The sequence below is a fragment of the Bradyrhizobium sp. LeoA1Lang genome (assembly GCF_055413685.1).
On sequence record NZ_JBVAPG010000161.1, the window covers coordinates 1 to 17,786 of the forward strand.

Below are 17,786 nucleotides of genomic sequence, written 5' to 3' on the forward strand. Positions count from 1 at the left end.
ACCAGGTTGCGGGGCTGCTGCGCAGCAGCCCCGCAACCTGGCCCTAACCCATCAACCCGCCCTGCCGCCTCAAGCGCCGGGCTCCTGTCCCTGATTATCCTGTCTCACTACAGGGGTGCAGTTCACTTTCCGGGGACAAAGTGGCCCCGGATTGCGCTTCGCTCCATCCGGGCTACGAGCTTTTTTTCCTCCGCTCTCGCTTGCGCCAGTCGGCAACGAACGCCACGAAGGCGGCGAGTGCCGGCGGCGGTTGGCGGCGGCTCGGATAATAGAGGAACGGACCCGGGAACGGCGCGCACCAATCGTCGAGCACGCTGACCAGCGCGCCGGATTTGACGCCATAGCGCACGTATCCCTCGAACGTCGCCCAATAACCGACACCGTCATGGACGGCCCGCAACGCAAGGCCGAGATAGGTTGCGATCAGCTTGGCCGGCGGCGACACCTTGACCAAGCGTCCTGCTTTTTCGAACTCCCAATCGTACATTGCGCCGCTGCCGAAGCGGGTGCGGATACAGGGATGGTCGAGCAGGTCCTTTGGCTGCGTCGGCCGGCCATGCTGCGCGACATAGTCGCGCGAGGCCACGACTGCGTAGCGTTGCGGCGGCCCAAGCGATACCGCGATCATGTCCTGCGCGAGATGCTCGCCATAGCGCACGCCGGCATCGAACCCTTCCGCGACGATGTCGACGAACGCGCTCTCGGCGATGATCTCCAGATCGACTTGCGGATATTTTGCCAGGAACGGCGCCACCATCGGCGCCAGCACCAGGTCGATGGCCGGCGGTGGCGCATTGATGCGCAGGCGACCTGACGGCACGCCGCGTAAGCCGCGCACCTGATCGAGCGCCGCGCCGACATCGCGCATCGCAGGGCCCACGCGCGCAAGCAACAGTTCGCCGGCTTCGGTCAGCGCCACGCTGCGCGTGGTGCGGTTCATCAGGCGCACGCCGAGCCGCTCCTCCATGTCGCGCAGCCGCTGGCTGAGGCTGGAGACCGAGACGCGCTGCTCCAGCGCCGCGCGCCGAAAATTCTGCGTGCGGGCCACGGCGAGGAAGGCTTTAAGGTCGCGAAGGTCGAAATCCTGCATTGTTCGATATACTGAACAAGCTATTCGGGATTGTCCAGCTTATCAGCGTAATAGAAAGCACGCATATCCGCCCTCGTCACGCGGCGCAAACAGCCGCCATTTCGAGGAGAGCCAACATGGAACAACGCAAACTCGGTTCAACCGGCCCCACCGTTTCGGCCCTTGGTCTCGGCTGCATGGGCATGTCGGAGGTCTATGGACCGGTCGATCGCGGCGAGAGCATTGCCACGATCCATGCAGCACTCGATGCCGGAATCACGCTGCTCGACACCGGCGACTTCTACGCCATGGGCCACAATGAAATGCTGGTCCGCGAAGCGCTGAAGGATCGCCCGCGCGACAAGGCGCAGATCAGCGTGAAGTTCGGTGCGTTGCGCGGTCCCGGCGGCGAATTCGCAGGGATGGATTGCCGCCCCGCCGCGATCAAGAATTTTCTTGCCTATTCGCTGCAACGGCTCGGCACCGACTACATCGACATCTACCGACCCGCGCGTCTCGATCCCAACGTTCCCATCGAAGAGACGATCGGCGGCATCGCCGAGATGGTGAATGCCGGCTACATCAGGCATATCGGCCTGTCCGAAGTCGGCTCCGACACGATCCGACGGGCGCATGCCGTGCACCCGATCGTCGATCTCCAGATCGAATATTCGCTGATCGCACGCGGCATCGAGCGCGACATCCTCAAGACCTGCCGCGAGCTCGGCATCGGCATCACCGCCTATGGCGTGCTGTCCCGCGGCCTGATCAGCGGCCACTGGACGAAGGACAGCGGCAAGGTTGGCAAGGACTACCGGCTGATGACGCCGCGCTTCCAGGGCGCGAACCTCGATGCCAATCTCGCGCTCGTGGAGTCGCTGCGCGCGATCGCCAGCGAGATCGGCGCAACGCCGGCACAGGTCGCAATCGCCTGGGTGGCGGCGCAGGGCAAGGAGATCGTGCCGCTGGTCGGCGCCCGCACCCGCAACCGTCTCACCGAAGCACTTGGCGCGATCAAGGTCACGCTGACTCAGGCTCACCTTGCGGCGCTGGCAAAAGCCTTCCCGCCGGATGTCGCCTCGGGCACGCGCTATGCCGCCGAGCAGATGGCACATCTGGACAGCGAGAAGCCGGCCACAACGTAACGACCGCAATCAGGTGCGATGCGCGCTCAGATCGGTGATGACGGGGTTGTCACCGTTGAGCGGATTGGCCGGATCGCGCGCGTAACGCAGGGTTTCGAAGCGCATCGCGCGCGCATCCACCATCAACAGGCGCCCGACCAGGCCCTCGCCGAAGCCGACGATTTCGCGGATCGCCTCCAGCGCCATCATCGAGCCCAGGATACCGGCGAGCGCGCCCATCACGCCGGCTTCCGCGCAGGCCGGCACCGTGCCGGGCGGCGGCGGCTCCGGGAACAGGCAGCGATAGGTCGGGTTGAACTCGCCGGCAGCGTTCTTCTCATGCGCGCGGATCGTGGTCAGCGAGCCGTCGAACACGCCGAGCGCGGCCGTGATCAGCGGCTTGCCGGCGAGGAAGCAGGCATCGGAGACGAGATAGCGCGTCTCGAAATTATCGGAGCCATCGAGCACCAGATCATAGCCGCCGATCAGCGACATCACGTTATCAGCGTCGAGCCGCGCCGCATGCGCCTCGAAATTGACATGCGGATTGAGCGCATGGATCTGCTCCGCGGCGCTGTCCACCTTGCGTTTGCCGATGTCCGGGGTCGCATGGATGACCTGGCGCTGCAGATTGGAGAGCGATACGATATCGTCATCGACGACCCCGAGCGTGCCGACGCCGGCCGCCGCCAGATACATCTGCGCCGGCGCACCAAGGCCGCCGGCGCCGATCACCAACACCGAAGCCTCCTTCAGCGCCGCCTGCCCGGGGCCGCCGACTTCGCGCAGCACGATGTGACGGGCGTAGCGTTCGAGTTCGTCAGCAGTCAGCATTGTCGACTTTGTCCTTCCTCGCGGTCCCTGCCCGACCCTCATGGTGAGGAGCGCGCAGCGCGTCTCGAACCATGAGGCCCCAGTCTCGCCCGCGGCCATCCTTCGAGACGGCCGCTTCGCGGCCTCCTCAGGATGAGGTCGGAGTCGTGAACCCAGGTGCGGTTGTTGCCGACCAAGCAGATGTGCATAATCGGCCCAGCGCGCAATAACCTCCCGGATTTGTCATGAGATCGATGCTTTCGGCAACATTGATAGTCGTGACAATGGGCACCGCGCAGGCGCAGACGACGCCGCCTGCGACCGCGGGCGCCAAGCCAAAGACGGTCGCGACCGTGCCGGTCCGCCCCGCGCTGCAGAAGCCCGAGGAGACGGCCAACGGGATGACGCAGGCCGACCGGCTCGCGCTGCAATCCGATCTCGCCTGGGTCGGCCAGTATAATGGCGCGATCACGGGCGATGTCAGCGAGCGCATGGTCAATGCGATCAAAGAATTCCAGAAATCGCGCGGCGGCAAGCCCACCGGCGTGCTGAACCCGCAGGAGCGCGGCGTGCTGGCCGAAACCGCGCGGCGCAAGCAGGAGAGCGTCGGATGGCGGATCGTCGCCGAGCCCGGCACCGGAGCGCGGCTCGGCATTCCCAGCAAACTGGTTCCGCAACTCGCAAGCGGCGTCGACGGCGCCAAATGGACCTCGCCGACGGGAACGGTCCAGGTCGTGCTGGCGCGCCGCAAAGAGGCGAGCCCGACCACCGCAAAACTTGCCGAGCGCGAGAAGAAGGAACCGGGCCGGACCGTCGACTATACCGTCGTCAAGCCGGATTTCTTCGTGCTCTCGGGCCTGCAAGGGCTGAAGAAATTCTACATCCGAGGCACCTTCAAGGGCGACGAAGTCCGCATCCTCACCATCCTCTACGACCAGGCAACCGAAAATACCGTCGAGCCGGTGGTGATCGCGATGTCGAGCGCCTTCAACGCGTTTCCGACCGGTCCGCAGGTTGCCGGTCCCCCGCCGCGCAAAACCGTGGAATACGGCACCGGCGTAATCATCAGCGATGACGGCGCGATCGTCACCGACCGGCTGGTCACCGACGAATGCATCGCGATCACGATCGGCGGCCACGGCAATGCCGACCGGATCGCCGAGGACAAGGAGCACGATCTCGCGCTGCTGCACATCTATGGCGCGCGAGGATTGAAGCCGCTGAATGTCGGCGCCACTGGCGCCAAGCCGGCGCTCGACCTCACCGGCATCGCCGATCCGCAGAACCAGGGCGGCGGGAACGCCGTGAGCAGCGCCAAGGCGACAGCCACGCCTATCGGCAGCGACGTCACGCTGACACCGGCGCCCGCGATCGGCTTCTCCGGCGCCGCGGCGCTCGATACCGACGGCAAGTTCGCCGGACTCGCGCTGCTGAAGCCGGTGGTCGTCGCCGGCCCCGCGAACGCGGCACCTGCCTCGCAGGCGATGCTGGCGCCGGCCGAGACGGTGCGCGACTTCCTGAAAGCGCATGGCGTGACTGCGAATGGCACATCGTCCGACGCAAAAGCCGCCGTGGTGCGCGTGATCTGCGTGCGGAAGTGACACTTGCTCTTCGCCTCTCCCCGCGCGCGGGGAGAGGCCGGATTGCATCGCAAGATGCAATCCGGGTGAGGGGCTGCCTCCGCGAACTCATCTCTCACCGAATTCGCGGAGACAGCCCCTCACCCCAACCCTCTCAGGGCGAGCTCTGCTCGTCCCGCCCCCGCAAGAGCGGGGCGAGGGAGCGCACCGAGCGCCTCACACCAGCCTGAACCTCACGCCCGCGCGCGCGAGACCGCCGGCGATCCCGACCGGCGTGCCGTCGGCGCGCCAGCAGGCGGCGCCTTGCATACAACCATCCTCTTCAAACTGGATCGCGTTCATGCCGCCGGCGACGGAGGATACCGGCGCAACCGTGTGACCCAGACTCGCGAGTTTCTCGCGCACGCTCTCGGGAACGGCGAGCTCGACTTCGAGCGCATTGCCCTCGGTCCACACCCGCGGCGCCTCGACCGCTTCCTGCAGGCTCATGCCGTGGTCGATCAGGTTGATCAGCGCCTGCATGGCGCTGGGGAAGATGCGTTTTCCCCCGGGCAGGCCCAGCGCATACTTCAGCTTGCCGTCGCGCAAAGCCATCATCGGCGACATCGAAGTGGTGACGCGCTTGCCCGCTGCCAGCGACAGCGCGTGGCCGGGACGCGGATCGAACAGATGCATGTAATTGTTCGCGATGGCACCTAAGCCCGGGATCAGGATCTTCGCGCCGAATAGATTGTTGATGGTCTGGGTGGTCGCGACCACGTTGCCGAACGCATCCGCCGCGGTCAGATGCGTGGTATGCGCACCTTCGAGCTGCGCAACGCCCGCACCCCAGGCCTGCGCCCGATTGGGATCGATCGCACGGCGGCGCTCCTCGGCATAGGCTTTCGACGTCAGCCGCTCGACGGGCACGTTGACATAGGCGGGATCGCCGCTCGCCGCCGCACGGTCGGCAAAGGCGATCTTCAGCACTTCGGCGAGATAGTGGATCGTCTCGGCGGTGCCGAAACCGAGGCTCGCGATGTCGTAGCCTTCGAGGATATTCAGCATCTCCGCGATATGCACGCCTGACGCCGCCGGCGGCGGTGGTCCCAGGATGGCCCAGCCGCGATAATCGGCGCGGATCGGCTGGCGCTCGACGGTCTTGTAGGCTGCGAGATCGGCGCGGCGAATATATCCGCCGTTCTTCTCCATGTAATCGACAAGGATATCGCCGAGCGAGCCCTGATAGAACGCGGCTTCACCATGCTCGGCGATATACCGCAGGGTCTCCGCGTATTCGGCCTGCACCACGCGTTCGCCGATCTTCAGCGGTTCGCCGTTCGGAAGGTAGATCGCCGAAATCGGCTTGTCCTTCAGCATGTCGGCAGCGCTCTCGCGGATGCATTCGTGCAGGTAAGGCGTCACGGCATAGCCGCGGGCGGCATGCTTGATCGCGGGCTGCATGACATCGGCAAGGCTCATGGTGCCGAAACGCCGCAGCGTCTCGCACCAGGCCATCAGCGAACCCGGCACTGCAACCGCCTTCGGGCCCACGCAATTCTCATCGCCGAGGGTGTCGAACACATCGTGCGCCGAACCCGGCTTCGAACTGTAAGTGTCGGGCCGGACCGCGAGCGGCACGGTGCTCTGGCCGTCGATGAAGCGGTGCGTGCCGTCGGCGAGGCGGATATGCGCCATGCCGCCGCCGATGATGCCGACCATCATCGGCTCGACCACAGTCAGCGTGAACAATGTCGCGATCGCCGCATCGATGGCATTGCCGCCAGCGGCCAGCATCTCGGCGCCCGCGCTTGAGGCCAGCGGATGATTGCTGACCACCATGCCGCGGCTGGAGATGGCTGGTTGCTTCTCGCATTCGAAACTTGTCGCCGCGCGATCGCGCCAATTGTCGCTCATGACGTCGCTCCCCTTGTTGTTGGTTATTTCTGGCATTTCGGGCACCAGAAGGTCGAACGGCCGTTCTGGGTGAAGCGTTTCACGGTGCCGCCGCAGCCTGGGGTCGGGCACTTCTCGCCTTCGCGATCATAGACCTGAAACGAATGCTGGAAATAGCCGAGCTCGCCATTGGTCTGGCGATGATCGCGCAACGATGAGCCGCCGGCCTTGATCGCCTGGTTCAGCACATCGTGGATCGCAGTGACCAATCGTTTGGCATGCTCCGTCGGCTCCCCCCCGGCAACGCCCTTGCGTTGTCCGGCCTTCGTGGCAAGCGTCGCCGCCAGCCGCCGCGGCGACAGGTGCGAGCGAAACAGCGCTTCGCAGACATAGATATTGCCGAGTCCTGCGACCACGCGCTGGTCGAGCAGCGCCGCCTTCAGGCTGGTCTTCTTGTTGGCGCAGGAATGCGCCAGCATCGCGGCATCGAATTCATTGCCGAGCGGCTCGGGGCCGAGGCCCTTCAACAACGGCTCGTCCTCGATTGCGTTGCGCGCGATCACCTTCATGTAGCCGAAGCGGCGCGGATCGTTGAAGATGATCGCGGCCCCCGACGACATGTGGAAGATCACATGATCGTGTGCGCGGTCCTGATTCCGCTCATAATGAAAATGACCCGGCGCGATCTTGTCGTCGTCCTTGAGCACGCGGAACGAGCCGGACATGCCCAGATGCATCAAGAGCACGTCGCCCGAGGTCAGGTCCGCCATCAGATATTTCGCGCGGCGGCCGAGACCCGCGACGGTCTGTCCCTCCAGCCGTGCGACAAAATCTTTCTGAAAGGGAAACCGCAGGTCCTTGCGGCGGGCTTCCGCTTTCAGGATTCTCGCGCCCTCCATGGACGGCTGCAAGCCGCGGCGGACGGTCTCGACTTCGGGGAGTTCGGGCATGGAAATGTCATTCACACGGGGCACGATCGGCAAAAAGTGTAAGGGGTTTTGCGCCCGACCGCGCGCCAAATTAACAATTTGCGAACAATCCGCCAGACCGCAACCAGTTTGGTGGATTGTGCGCGGCGGTGCTGACGTGATAGCGCCATTGCGGCGGGCGCGCTATGGTCGCTCCTTAAGGTAGTGCGTTGATGGATCGGCGGGACCAAACCACCCATTTCGGCTACAGGGACGTTCCCCTGGGCGAGAAGCAGACGCTGGTGAACGAGGTGTTCCACAGCGTAGCGTCGCGTTATGACTTGATGAACGATCTGATGTCGATCGGCCTGCACCGGGTCTGGAAGGACATCATGATCACCCAGCTCAATCCGCCGAAGAGCGAGGCGCCGTTCGCGCTGCTCGATGTCGCGGGCGGCACTGGCGATATCGCGTTCCGCGCGGCGAAAGCGGGCGGTCCCGGTTTCCGCGCCACCGTCTGCGACATCAATGCCGACATGCTCGAGGTTGGCCGCAACCGCGCCCGCGCCCAGCATCTCGACGACCGGGTCTCCTTCGTCGCCGGCAATGCCGAGGCGCTGAGCTTTCCGGACCGTTCGTTCGACGCCTACACGATCGCATTCGGCATCCGCAACGTGCCGCGGATCGATGTCGCGCTGCGCGAGGCCCATCGCGTGCTGCGGCCCGGCAGCCGATTCCTCTGTCTTGAATTTTCCACCGTCGACGTGCCCGGCCTCGACCGGCTTTATGACCTGTTCTCGTTCAGGGTGATCCCGCCGCTCGGCCGCGCCGTGACCGGCGATGCCGAGTCCTATCAGTATCTCGTCGAATCGATCCGCAAGTTTCCACGGCCCAGCGCCTTTGCCGAGATGATCACTGCCGCCGGCTTTGCGCGCGTGAAATGGGAAATTCTCTCGGGCGGCATCGTGGCGCTGCATTCGGGCTGGCGTTTGTGATCTCTGCAACAACACACATCGCGCGCCTCGCCCGCGCCGCCTACGTCTTCGCACGCGAGGGCGTGTTCGGCGTCGTCGATCCGGCCCTTGTGCCGCCACCGGGGCAGCTTCTGCTGCGGCTGGCCCGCCTGATCGAACGGCCCGGCGCCAAGTCCGGACCCAGGCTGTCGCGCGCGCTGACGCGGCTTGGGCCGGCCTATCTCAAGCTCGGCCAGTTCCTTGCCACAAGACCCGACGTGGTCGGCGTGGTGATGGCCAAGGATCTGGAGAGCCTGCAGGACCGGCTGCCGCCATTCTCCCAGACCGAAGCGGAAGCCGTGATCGCGCAATCGCTGGAACGCCCGTTGGCGCAGGCTTTCGCGAGCCTCGGGCCCCCGGTCGCCGCCGCCTCGATCGCGCAGGTGCACCGCGGCGAGATCGAGCGTAATGGCGTGCGCCGGCAGGTGGCCGTGAAGGTGTTGCGGCCGAACGTCGCCTCCCGCTTCCGCCGCGACCTCTCCGATTTCTTCTTCGTCGCACACAAGGCGGAAGCGCATTCGGCCGAAGCGCGGCGATTGCGGCTGGTCGAGGTCATCAACACGATGTCGCGCTCGGTCGCGATGGAGATGGACCTGCGGCTGGAGGCCGCCGCCCTCTCCGAGATGGCGGAAAACACCAACGACGATCCGGATTTCCGCGTGCCGGCAGTGGACTGGGACCGCACCACCCATAACGTGCTGACGATGGAATGGATCGACGGCATCCCGCTGAACGACCGTATCAGGCTGGAGCAAGCCGAGGTCGACCTGCCCGATCTCGGCCGCAAGGTGATCCAGAGCTTCCTGCGCCACGCGCTGCGCGATGGCTTCTTCCACGCCGACATGCATCCCGGCAATCTGTTCCTCGATGATACCGGCCGGCTGGTGGCGGTCGATTTCGGCATCATGGGCCGGCTCGAGCAGAAGGAGCGGCGCTTCCTCGCCGAGATCCTGCTCGGCTTCATCACCCGCGACTATCGCCGCGTCGCCGAGGTGCATTTCGAGGCCGGCTACGTGCCCGGGCATCACTCGGTGGAGAATTTCGCGCAAGCCATCCGCGCCATCGGCGAGCCGATCCACAACCGCACCGCCGAGGAAATCTCGATGGCGCGGCTGTTGACGCTGTTGCTCGAGGTCACCGGCCTGTTCGACATGCAGACGCGCCCCGAATTGATCCTGCTGCAGAAGACCATGGTGGTGGTCGAAGGCGTGGCGCGCGGCTTCGACCCCAAGCTCGACATCTGGAAGATCGCCGATCCCGTGGTGCGCGAATGGATCGAGCGCAATCTCGGACCGGTCGGGCGCATCCAGGGCGCGATGTCAGGGGCCGGCGAACTCGCCCGCGTGCTGGCGCATCTGCCCGACATCGCCTCGCGCGCAGTGGCGGTGCTGGGTAGTCTGGAGAAGATGACGCGCGAGGGCGTCACGCTGTCCCCGCAGACGATCGCGGCGATGGGACAGACCGAGGGCCGCAAGAACCGCTGGCGGACCGTCGCGCTCTGGATCATCGCGGCCACTTTCATCGGAATCCTGATTGCGGTCCGGAATCTCTGATTGCAATGATAGCGGACAATGCTAGCGTTGCTGTCAAATCGATGGTGCGGCCATGGCCAATCTGACTATTCGCAAGCTCGATGACGCCGTCCGAGACGAACTGCGCCTGCGCGCCGCCCGTAACGGGCGCTCGGTCGAGGATGAGGTGCGGGTCATCTTGGGCGAGGTGGTTGCGGGGCAGCCCTCCGAGGTCCCGCTCGCAGCTCCCGCGTCGCGCCCGCAGGCCGCCGTGGCATCGGTCAATGGCCTCGCCCGGGTCACCCTGATCATCGGCGGCGGCATTGCCGCCTACAAGGCGCTGGACCTGATTCGACGGCTCAAGGAGCGCCATATTCAGGTCCGCTGTGTGCTGACCAAGGCGGCGCAGCAATTCGTCACGCCGCTTGCGGCCAGCGCCCTGTCGCATGAGCGCGTCTATACCGACCTGTTCGATGCCGAGAGCGAATTCGATGCCGGCCATATCCGCCTGGCGCGCGAGTGCGACCTGATCGTGGTGGCGCCAGCGACCGCGGATCTGATGGCCAAGATGACGCATGGCCATGCCGACGATCTCGCCTCCGCCATCCTGCTCGCCGCCAACCGCCCGATCCTGCTGGCCCCGGCGATGAATCCGCTGATGTGGAACAACGCCGCCACCCGCCGCAATGTGCTGCAGCTCCGCCGCGACGGCATCCTGACCGTCGGCCCCAATGCCGGCGAGATGGCGGAAGCGGGCGAAGCTGGCGTCGGGCGGATGGCCGAGCCGACCGAAATCGCCGCCGCCGCCGAACACATCCTTCGCCCGCCGCATCCGCGCCCGCTTCAGGGCAAGCGCGTGCTGATCACCGCAGGGCCGACGCATGAGGCGATCGATCCGGTGCGCTATATCGCCAACCGCTCCTCGGGCAAGCAGGGCTTTGCCATCGCCGCCGCCGCGCGCGATGCCGGCGCCGAGGTCGTCCTGGTCTCCGGGCCGGTCGATCTCGCCGATCCAGCCGGCCTGTCGGTGATCTCTGTGGAATCCGCGCGCGACATGCTGCACCGGGTGGAAGCGGCGCTGCCGGTCGATGTCGCGATCTTCGCCGCCGCGGTCGCCGACTGGCGGGTCGCCAATGAAGGCGAGCAGAAGCTGAAGAAGACCGCAGCCGGCGTGCCGGCGCTGCAACTGGTCGAGAACCCCGACATCCTCGCCACCATCGCCAAGCTGCAGGACAACCGCCCGCCGCTGGTGATCGGCTTCGCCGCCGAGACCGAGGATCTGATCGAGAATGCGAAGGCAAAGATCGCCCGCAAGGGCTGCGACTGGATCGTGGCCAACGACGTTTCACCGGCCACCGGCGTGATGGGTGGCGACCGCAACACCGTTCATCTGCTGACGCGTGGGGGCGAGGATATCAGCGTCGATTCCTGGCCGGTCATGACCAAGGAACAGGTCGCGACCGAACTGGTGGCCCGGATCGCGAAGGCCGTGGAGACAAAATCGTGAGTGCGACGATCAAGGTCGATGTCAGGCAATTGCCGCATGCCGAAGGTCTTCCGCTGCCGGCCTACCAGACCGCCGATGCCGCCGGGCTCGATCTGTTGGCCGCAGTGCCCGAAGAAGCGCCGCTGGTGCTCGCATCCGGCAAATACGCGATGGTTCCGACCGGGCTGACGATCGCGCTGCCGCCCGGCTACGAGGCGCAGGTGCGGCCACGTTCCGGACTTGCCGCCAAGCACGGCGTGACCGTGTTGAATTCGCCTGGTACGATCGACGCCGACTATCGCGGCGAGATCAACGTCCTCCTGATCAATCACGGCGAGGCGCCGTTTTCCATCCGACGCGGCGAGCGCATCGCGCAGATGGTGATCGCACCGGTCGTGCAGGCGCAGTTGGTTCCGGTGACCGCGCTGCCGAGCACCGAACGAGGCAGCGGCGGTTTCGGCTCCACGGGAAGATAGCTCGAGCCCGTAGCCCGGGTGGAGCGCAGCGCAACCCGGGACATCTGCGTCCACATCCGCGAGCGGACCCGGGTTACGCTAACGCTTCACCCGGGCTACGGCACTTGATCGAGCGATAAGCCATTCGAATACAGATAAAATTTGCGCTGGCGCACGAATTGAGCCCCGCATTTTTCACAGCGTGTCTTGCGTTCACGATCTGGACTCTTACTCGCTGAGTCAGCTTGAGGATATGCTCTTACGATTCGTGTGCACGGCGGGGGTCTAACGCCGGGCCGAAGTCGTGCGTTCTGGGGCAAATTATGTCGGGCATGGTCGCCGCAATGCGTCGAACCCTGCTGTCGTGCACCTCACTGGCGCGCGACGGCCTGCTTGGGCTCGCCGCCACGCTGGCGCTGCCCGCGGGATCGGCGCGCGCTGGCGACTGGCTGTTCGAGCCGGTGATCTCGGCGTGGTTCGACCTCGATCACCAGGAATTCGTCCTCTTCACCGCCGCGGTTGCCTTGCTCGGCTTTTCCGTGGTCGCCGCGATCCTCTTGATGCGTACACGCGCTCGCGCTATCCGGAGCGAGGGACGCCTGCGCGCCGAGATCGCCGATCTGCAGGCCCAATCCGATCGCCTGCGCGCGCTGCTGTTTGCCGAGCCGCAGGTCCTGATTTCCTGGGCGGCTGGCGACAACCGCCCCGAGATCAGCGGTGACATCGCATTGCTGACCTCGCAGGAGGCGACCCAGAACTCGCCCCAGCGCGTGCTGGCGTTCGGAACCTGGCTGCCGCCGGAACCGGCGCTGCAGATGGACCACGCCGTCGACGCGCTGCGCGAGGCCGGCCAGGGTTTTCTGCTCAACCTCACCACCGCGAACGGCCGCGCCATCGAGGCGATGGGTCGCGCCATCGGCGGCCAGGCGATCGTGCGGATGCGCGAGCTTGGCGGCTTGCGTCGCGAGCTGGCCGAAGCCAATCTGCGCCACAAGATGCTGCAGGAGGAGACCGAGCTGCTGCGCGATTTCGCCGCCGCCGCACCCTGGCCGATCTGGGCCAAGAATGCGCAGGACGACCTGCGCTATGCCAACACGGCCTATTTGCGGGCGACCGAGGGCGCGAGCATCGCGGATGCGATCCACCGCCATCTCGAACTCCTGGAGAACGACCAGCGGGTTGAGATGGCCAAGGCGCTGCACGAATATTCGACCTATGCCGCGCGACTACCGATCGTGGTCGGCGGCGAGCGGCGCATCTATGACATCCAGGCGATGAAGCTTGCCGGCGGCAGCGCCGGCATCGCCATCGACGCCAGCGAGGTCGCCGCCCTTCGCGCCGCGCTCACCCGGATGGCGGAAGCGCATCGCCGCACCCTCGACCAGCTCTCTTCCGGCGTGGCCGTGTTCGACGCCGACCGCCGGCTCGCCTTCTACAACGAATCCTATCGCCGCCTCTGGGACCTCGATCAGGCGTTCCTCGATAGCAATCCGGACGATTCCAGCGTCCTCGACCGGCTGCGCGCCGCCCGCAAACTGCCGGAGCAGCCGGATTTCCGCGCCTGGAAGGCCAAGCTGCACGAAGCCTATCGCGCGGTCGAATCGGAGAGCTACACTTGGTTCCTGCCCGACGGCCGCGCGGTCAGCGTCGTCACCACGCCGAACCTCGAAGGCGGCGTCACCTATCTCTTCGACAACGTCACCGAAAGCCTCGATCTGGCGCGTCGCTTCGACGGCCTGATCCGGGTCCAGCACGAGACCCTCGACAATCTGAACGAAGCGGTCGCAGTGTTCGGCAGCAACGGGCGCGTGCAATTGTTCAACCCGGTATTCGAGAAGATGTGGAGGCTGCCGGCGGACGCGTTGCGCGAGCAGCCGCATATCGAGACCGTGGAAGCGCTGTGCCGGCCGCTGTTCGACGATCCGATTGTCTGGCGGGCGCTGCGCGAGGCGATCACCGCGATCGAGAACCGCGCCCAGGTCGCGCTGAAGCTCGAGCGCAAGGACGGCAGCGTGCTGCATTGCATGACCATGCCGCTGCCGGACGGCGCGACCATGCTGACGTTCCAGGACATCACCGATACCGAGAATGTCGAACGCGCGCTGCGCGAGCGCAACGAGGCGCTGGAAGCGGCCGACCAGATGAAGGTCGACTTCGTCCACCACGTGTCCTACGAACTGCGCGCGCCGCTCACCACCATCATCGGCTTTGCGCATTTCCTGTCTGATCCCGCGACCGGACCGCTCAATACGAAGCAGGCCGAATATCTCGACTACGTCACCAAATCGACCAACGCATTGCTCGCGCTCACCAACAACATCCTCGATCTCGCCACCATCGATGCCGGCGCGATGACGCTCGAGCTTGGCTCCGTCGATATCGGCAAGACGATCGAGGCCGCGGCCGAAGGCATCCAGGACCGGCTCGCGACCGACCGCATCACGCTCAAGGTCGATATCGAGCCCAATATCGGCGAATTCATCGGCGATGAACGACGCGTGGTGCAGGTGCTCTATAACCTGCTCGCCAACGCCGTCGGTTTCTCCCCGCATGATGGGATGGTCACGATCTCTGCGCGACGCGCCGAGCACAGTGTCGTGTTCGCAGTGACCGACACCGGCCCAGGCATCGCGCCTGAGGTCAAGGACAAGGTGTTCAACTGGTTCGAGAGCCATTCCCACGGCTCGCGGCACCGCGGCGCCGGCCTCGGCCTGTCGCTGGTGCGCTCCTTCGTCGAGCTGCATGGTGGCAAAGTCCGCGTCGATTCGACCGTCGGCAGAGGCACGACCGTGACCTGCGTCTTCCCGGTCGACCAGAACGCGCATCGCAACGCCGCCGAATGATTGTCACCAGCACATTCTCGGTCGCACTCGCCAATGAGGCCGCGACCGCGCATCTGATGGCCGATCTCGCGCTGTTGATCGGCCCCGGCGAAGTCATTGCGCTCTCCGGCGATCTCGGCGCCGGCAAGACCGCGGCGGCCCGCGCGCTGATCCGCTATCTCGCCACCGATGATATGCTGGAAGTGCCGAGCCCGACGTTTACGCTGGCGCAAAGCTACGAGCTGCCGGCGTTCCCGCTTGTTCACGCCGACCTCTATCGCATCAATGACGCGAGCGAACTCGAGGAGATCGGGCTGGCGCCTTTGCCTGACGGCGCGGTGGCGCTGATCGAATGGCCGGAGCGGGCACCAGATGCCCTGCCGCCGGACCGCATCGACATTGCGCTGAGTCACCGGCCGGCACTGGGATCGAACGCGCGCGCTGCCGAGATCACCGGCCACGGCAAGGCTGCCGCCGTCGTCACGCGGCTGAAGGCGCTGCGCCAATTCCTCGAGAATGCCGGCTACATCGACGCGCGGCGCGAGCGCATGCCAGGCGACGCCTCGACCCGCTCCTACGCCCGGCTGTTCGACGACAATGGCAGCGTCATCCTGATGAACTCGCCGCGCCGCCCCGACGGGCCGCCGATCTATGACGGCAAGTCCTACAGCGCCGCCGTCCATCTCGCCGAGGACGTCAAGCCGTTCGTCGCGATCGACAACGGACTGCGCGACCGCGGCTTCTCCGCACCCGCGATCCGCCACTCCGACCTCGACCTGGGCTTCCTGATCACCGAGGATTTCGGCAAGGACGGCATCGTCGAGGGCGATCCGCCGGCACCGATCACGGAGCGCTACGAAGCCGCGACCGACATGCTGGCGGCCCTGCATCGGGAGAAACTGCCGGAGGCGCTGCCGCTGACGCCGCAGCTTACCTACGACATCCCCGTTTTCGATATCGACGCCTGGCTGGTCGAAATCGGGCTGATGATCGAGTGGTATTTGCCCGATCGCGGCATCACCCTCGCATCGGATCTGCGCGACGAATTTCTTGCGATGTGGCGAACGCTCCTGGAGAAGCCGGCCGCGGCGCCGCGGACCTGGGTGCTGCGCGACTTCCACTCGCCCAATCTGATCTGGCTTGGCGAGCGTACAGGTATCCTGCGGCTGGGCCTGATCGACTTCCAGGACGCCGTGCTCGGGCCTGCCACCTATGATCTGGTGTCGCTGTTGCAGGACGCGCGGATCGACGTGCCCGAGCAGCTCGAGCTCACGCTGCTCTCCCGCTACATCAAGGCGCGGCGGGCCACCGAGGAGCATTTCGACGCGGCCAGCTTCGCCGAGCTCTACGCGATCATGTCGGCGCAGCGTAACACGCGTCTGCTCGGGACCTTCGCGCGGCTCAACGGGCGGGACGGCAAGCCGCATTATCTCAAGCACCAGCCGCGGATCTGGACCTATCTCACTCGTTCACTGGCCCACCCCGCCCTGGCCAGCCTCCGCGAATGGTACGCGGCGCACGTCCCGCCGCCGGTTTCCTGATTTACCCCCTGTTAGCCCGGGCCGCCCTAGTGTGACACACGCTCCGGATGCAGAGCGGCTTGGTTAACGGTTGAGTTTGGCGATGAAGACAGAACGGCGCCGCGGCGAGCGTGTCACCTTCGAACGCGGCATTCCCGCGCACATGATGGGGATCGACGGCACGTGGCGACGCGACTGCACCATGGAGGATGTTTCCGAGACCGGCGCCAAGCTGACCGTCGAGGGCTCGGTGGAGGGCCTGCACCTGAAGGAGTTCTTCCTGCTGTTGTCATCGACCGGGCTTGCCTATCGCCGCTGTGAATTGTCCTGGGTCAATGGCGACCAGATCGGGGTCAATTTCCTCAAACAGGGCGACAAAAAGAAGAAGGCGGCCAAGCGCGGCTCGCAACCCGCCGACGCCTGAAGACTGTTGTTTTAGAGCATGATCCGGAAAAGTGGAAACCGGTTTTCCGAAAAGATCATGCTCAAACAAAGAGATGAGATCATGATCCGATTCCGTCTAATCGGATCATGATCTAGGACGTTTTCTTCCCCGTCGCACGGCCGTCATGTCCGGCGACTATCGCGTCGATCTTATGCGCGCCCCAAATCGGCGTGATAGGATGGCGCGCGTCACGATTTGAACGGTTCGAGAGCCCGGAAGAATGTCCGTCACCCCCCATAAAGCCATGGTCCTCGCTGCCGGTCTCGGCCTGCGCATGCGGCCCTTGACCGACCATATGCCGAAGCCGCTGGTGAGCGTGGCGGGCCAGCCGTTGCTCGATCACGTCCTGGACAAGCTTGCCGCTGCCGGCGTGAGCGAGGCCGTGGTCAATGTGCACTATCTGCCGGACCAGATCATCGAGCACGTCAAGGCGCGGAAGCAGCCGCGTGTGATCATCTCGGACGAGCGTGACAAGGTGCTGGGCACCGGTGGCGCGGTCGTGAAGGCGTTGCCGCTGCTCGGGCCTGAGCCGTTCTTTCACGTCAACGCCGACACGATGTGGATCGACGGCGTGCGGCCAAACCTGGCGCGGCTCGCGGAGACCTTCGACCCCGCGAAGATGGATATCCTGCTCTTGATGGCGCCGACCGCGAACAGCATCGGCTATGGCGGTCGCGGCGACTATTCCATGCTGCCGGACGGCGCGCTGCGCAAGCGGCGGGAGCAGCAGGTGGTGCCGTTCGTCTATGCCGGCGCCGCGATCATGTCGCCGTCGATCTTTGCGGACGCCCCCACGGGCGAGTTCTCGCTGACCAAGCTGTTCGACCGTGCCAACGAGCAGGAACGACTGTTCGGGCTCAGGCTCGACGGTGTCTGGATGCATGTCGGAACCCCCGACGCCGTGCAAGCCGCGGAAGAAGCATTTTTGGAAAGCGTAGCTTAATCCTCTATTCGTCGTCCCGGCGGAGGCCGGGACCCATCACCACCGGTGTTGGTCGTGGACGGGATAGTGGCCTCGGCCTGCGTAATACCTACATTTGTGGTTGATGGGGTGGACGGCCCCCTACGGCATCAGTTGTGCCAGAATGAGGTTGTCGAAATCTCAAACGAGGGAGCCGTCCGTGACGCAGATTATCCGCATTGGAATGGATACGTCGAAGCATAT

The 17,786-nt window shown here is 65.3% G+C and carries 14 protein-coding genes; 10 read left to right on the forward strand and 4 right to left on the reverse strand.

Annotated elements, in window-relative coordinates; genetic code table 11:
- Window positions 1-172: 172 nt before the first annotated feature.
- Window positions 173-1,090 (reverse strand): LysR family transcriptional regulator, encoded by a 918-nt coding sequence (locus ACZYOF_RS35180; protein ID WP_282528704.1) that lies wholly within the window; start codon window positions 1,088-1,090, stop codon window positions 173-175.
- Between the two features lie 116 nt (window positions 1,091-1,206).
- Here ACZYOF_RS35180 and ACZYOF_RS35185 point away from each other — a divergent pair, with 116 nt between their 5' ends.
- Window positions 1,207-2,214: an aldo/keto reductase gene (locus ACZYOF_RS35185; RefSeq protein ID WP_130582847.1), complete on the forward strand. Its 1,008-nt coding sequence runs from the start codon at window positions 1,207-1,209 to the stop codon at window positions 2,212-2,214.
- 9 nt (window positions 2,215-2,223) lie between these two features.
- Here the strand turns inward: ACZYOF_RS35185 and ACZYOF_RS35190 are convergent, their stop codons facing one another.
- The gene (locus tag ACZYOF_RS35190; protein WP_463718632.1) at window positions 2,224-3,027 is read right to left on the reverse strand and encodes a HesA/MoeB/ThiF family protein; all 804 of its coding nucleotides are present in this window, start codon (window positions 3,025-3,027) and stop codon (window positions 2,224-2,226) included.
- 224 nt (window positions 3,028-3,251) lie between these two features.
- Between ACZYOF_RS35190 and ACZYOF_RS35195 the strand changes: the two genes are divergently transcribed.
- A complete protein-coding gene (locus tag ACZYOF_RS35195; protein ID WP_463718633.1) occupies window positions 3,252-4,607 on the forward strand; it encodes a serine protease in 1,356 nt (451 codons plus the stop codon).
- A 195-nt stretch (window positions 4,608-4,802) separates the two neighbouring features.
- Here the strand turns inward: ACZYOF_RS35195 and ggt are convergent, their stop codons facing one another.
- Both ggt and mutM read right to left on the reverse strand, forming a co-directional pair.
- On the reverse strand, window positions 4,803-6,482 hold the full coding sequence (ggt, locus tag ACZYOF_RS35200) for a gamma-glutamyltransferase (RefSeq protein ID WP_463701834.1): 1,680 nt from the start codon (window positions 6,480-6,482) through the stop codon (window positions 4,803-4,805).
- 23 nt (window positions 6,483-6,505) lie between these two features.
- Window positions 6,506-7,411 (reverse strand): bifunctional DNA-formamidopyrimidine glycosylase/DNA-(apurinic or apyrimidinic site) lyase, encoded by a 906-nt coding sequence (gene mutM, locus ACZYOF_RS35205; RefSeq protein ID WP_463718634.1) that lies wholly within the window; start codon window positions 7,409-7,411, stop codon window positions 6,506-6,508.
- Between the two features lie 191 nt (window positions 7,412-7,602).
- On the opposite strand from mutM, the gene ubiE reads away from it, so the two are divergent.
- The 8 genes from ubiE to ACZYOF_RS35245 all read left to right on the forward strand — a co-directional run bounded on the left by ubiE (window position 7,603) and on the right by ACZYOF_RS35245 (window position 17,564).
- Window positions 7,603-8,364, forward strand: a complete 762-nt coding sequence (ubiE, locus tag ACZYOF_RS35210) for a bifunctional demethylmenaquinone methyltransferase/2-methoxy-6-polyprenyl-1,4-benzoquinol methylase UbiE (protein WP_282528709.1) — start codon at window positions 7,603-7,605, stop codon at window positions 8,362-8,364.
- The gene (gene ubiB, locus ACZYOF_RS35215; RefSeq protein WP_130582852.1) at window positions 8,361-9,935 is read left to right on the forward strand and encodes a 2-polyprenylphenol 6-hydroxylase; all 1,575 of its coding nucleotides are present in this window, start codon (window positions 8,361-8,363) and stop codon (window positions 9,933-9,935) included. Before ubiE ends, ubiB begins: the two co-directional genes overlap by 4 nt.
- A gap of 52 nt (window positions 9,936-9,987) precedes the next feature.
- Window positions 9,988-11,400: a bifunctional phosphopantothenoylcysteine decarboxylase/phosphopantothenate--cysteine ligase CoaBC gene (gene coaBC, locus ACZYOF_RS35220; protein WP_463718635.1), complete on the forward strand. Its 1,413-nt coding sequence runs from the start codon at window positions 9,988-9,990 to the stop codon at window positions 11,398-11,400.
- On the forward strand, window positions 11,397-11,855 hold the full coding sequence (dut, locus tag ACZYOF_RS35225; protein ID WP_463718636.1) for a dUTP diphosphatase: 459 nt from the start codon (window positions 11,397-11,399) through the stop codon (window positions 11,853-11,855). The genes coaBC and dut overlap by 4 nt, the downstream gene beginning before the upstream one ends.
- Before the next feature lie 302 nt (window positions 11,856-12,157).
- Window positions 12,158-14,677, forward strand: coding sequence for a PAS domain-containing sensor histidine kinase (locus ACZYOF_RS35230; RefSeq protein ID WP_463718637.1), 2,520 nt, complete (start codon window positions 12,158-12,160; stop codon window positions 14,675-14,677).
- Complete coding sequence (tsaE, locus tag ACZYOF_RS35235) at window positions 14,674-16,197, forward strand: tRNA (adenosine(37)-N6)-threonylcarbamoyltransferase complex ATPase subunit type 1 TsaE (RefSeq protein WP_463718638.1); 1,524 nt, start codon at window positions 14,674-14,676, stop codon at window positions 16,195-16,197. Before ACZYOF_RS35230 ends, tsaE begins: the two co-directional genes overlap by 4 nt.
- 76 nt (window positions 16,198-16,273) lie before the next feature.
- Window positions 16,274-16,600, forward strand: coding sequence for a PilZ domain-containing protein (locus ACZYOF_RS35240; protein ID WP_282528715.1), 327 nt, complete (start codon window positions 16,274-16,276; stop codon window positions 16,598-16,600).
- A gap of 241 nt (window positions 16,601-16,841) precedes the next feature.
- Window positions 16,842-17,564, forward strand: a complete 723-nt coding sequence (locus ACZYOF_RS35245) for a nucleotidyltransferase family protein (protein ID WP_463718639.1) — start codon at window positions 16,842-16,844, stop codon at window positions 17,562-17,564.
- Window positions 17,565-17,786: the final 222 nt, after the last annotated feature.

What these genes read in the sequence shown, in the direction of transcription:
- ACZYOF_RS35180 (WP_282528704.1), bottom strand. Translation starts at nt 1,090, where the DNA reads ATGCAGGATTTCGACCTTCGCGACCTTAAAGCCTTCCTCGCCGTGGCC.
- ACZYOF_RS35185 (WP_130582847.1), top strand. Translation starts at nt 1,207, where the DNA reads ATGGAACAACGCAAACTCGGTTCAACCGGCCCCACCGTTTCGGCCCTT.
- ACZYOF_RS35190 (WP_463718632.1), bottom strand. Translation starts at nt 3,027, where the DNA reads ATGCTGACTGCTGACGAACTCGAACGCTACGCCCGTCACATCGTGCTG.
- ACZYOF_RS35195 (WP_463718633.1), top strand. Translation starts at nt 3,252, where the DNA reads ATGAGATCGATGCTTTCGGCAACATTGATAGTCGTGACAATGGGCACC.
- ggt (WP_463701834.1), bottom strand. Translation starts at nt 6,482, where the DNA reads ATGAGCGACAATTGGCGCGATCGCGCGGCGACAAGTTTCGAATGCGAG.
- mutM (WP_463718634.1), bottom strand. Translation starts at nt 7,411, where the DNA reads ATGCCCGAACTCCCCGAAGTCGAGACCGTCCGCCGCGGCTTGCAGCCG.
- ubiE (WP_282528709.1), top strand. Translation starts at nt 7,603, where the DNA reads ATGGATCGGCGGGACCAAACCACCCATTTCGGCTACAGGGACGTTCCC.
- coaBC (WP_463718635.1), top strand. Translation starts at nt 9,988, where the DNA reads ATGGCCAATCTGACTATTCGCAAGCTCGATGACGCCGTCCGAGACGAA.
- ACZYOF_RS35230 (WP_463718637.1), top strand. Translation starts at nt 12,158, where the DNA reads ATGTCGGGCATGGTCGCCGCAATGCGTCGAACCCTGCTGTCGTGCACC.
- tsaE (WP_463718638.1), top strand. Translation starts at nt 14,674, where the DNA reads ATGATTGTCACCAGCACATTCTCGGTCGCACTCGCCAATGAGGCCGCG.
- ACZYOF_RS35245 (WP_463718639.1), top strand. Translation starts at nt 16,842, where the DNA reads ATGTCCGTCACCCCCCATAAAGCCATGGTCCTCGCTGCCGGTCTCGGC.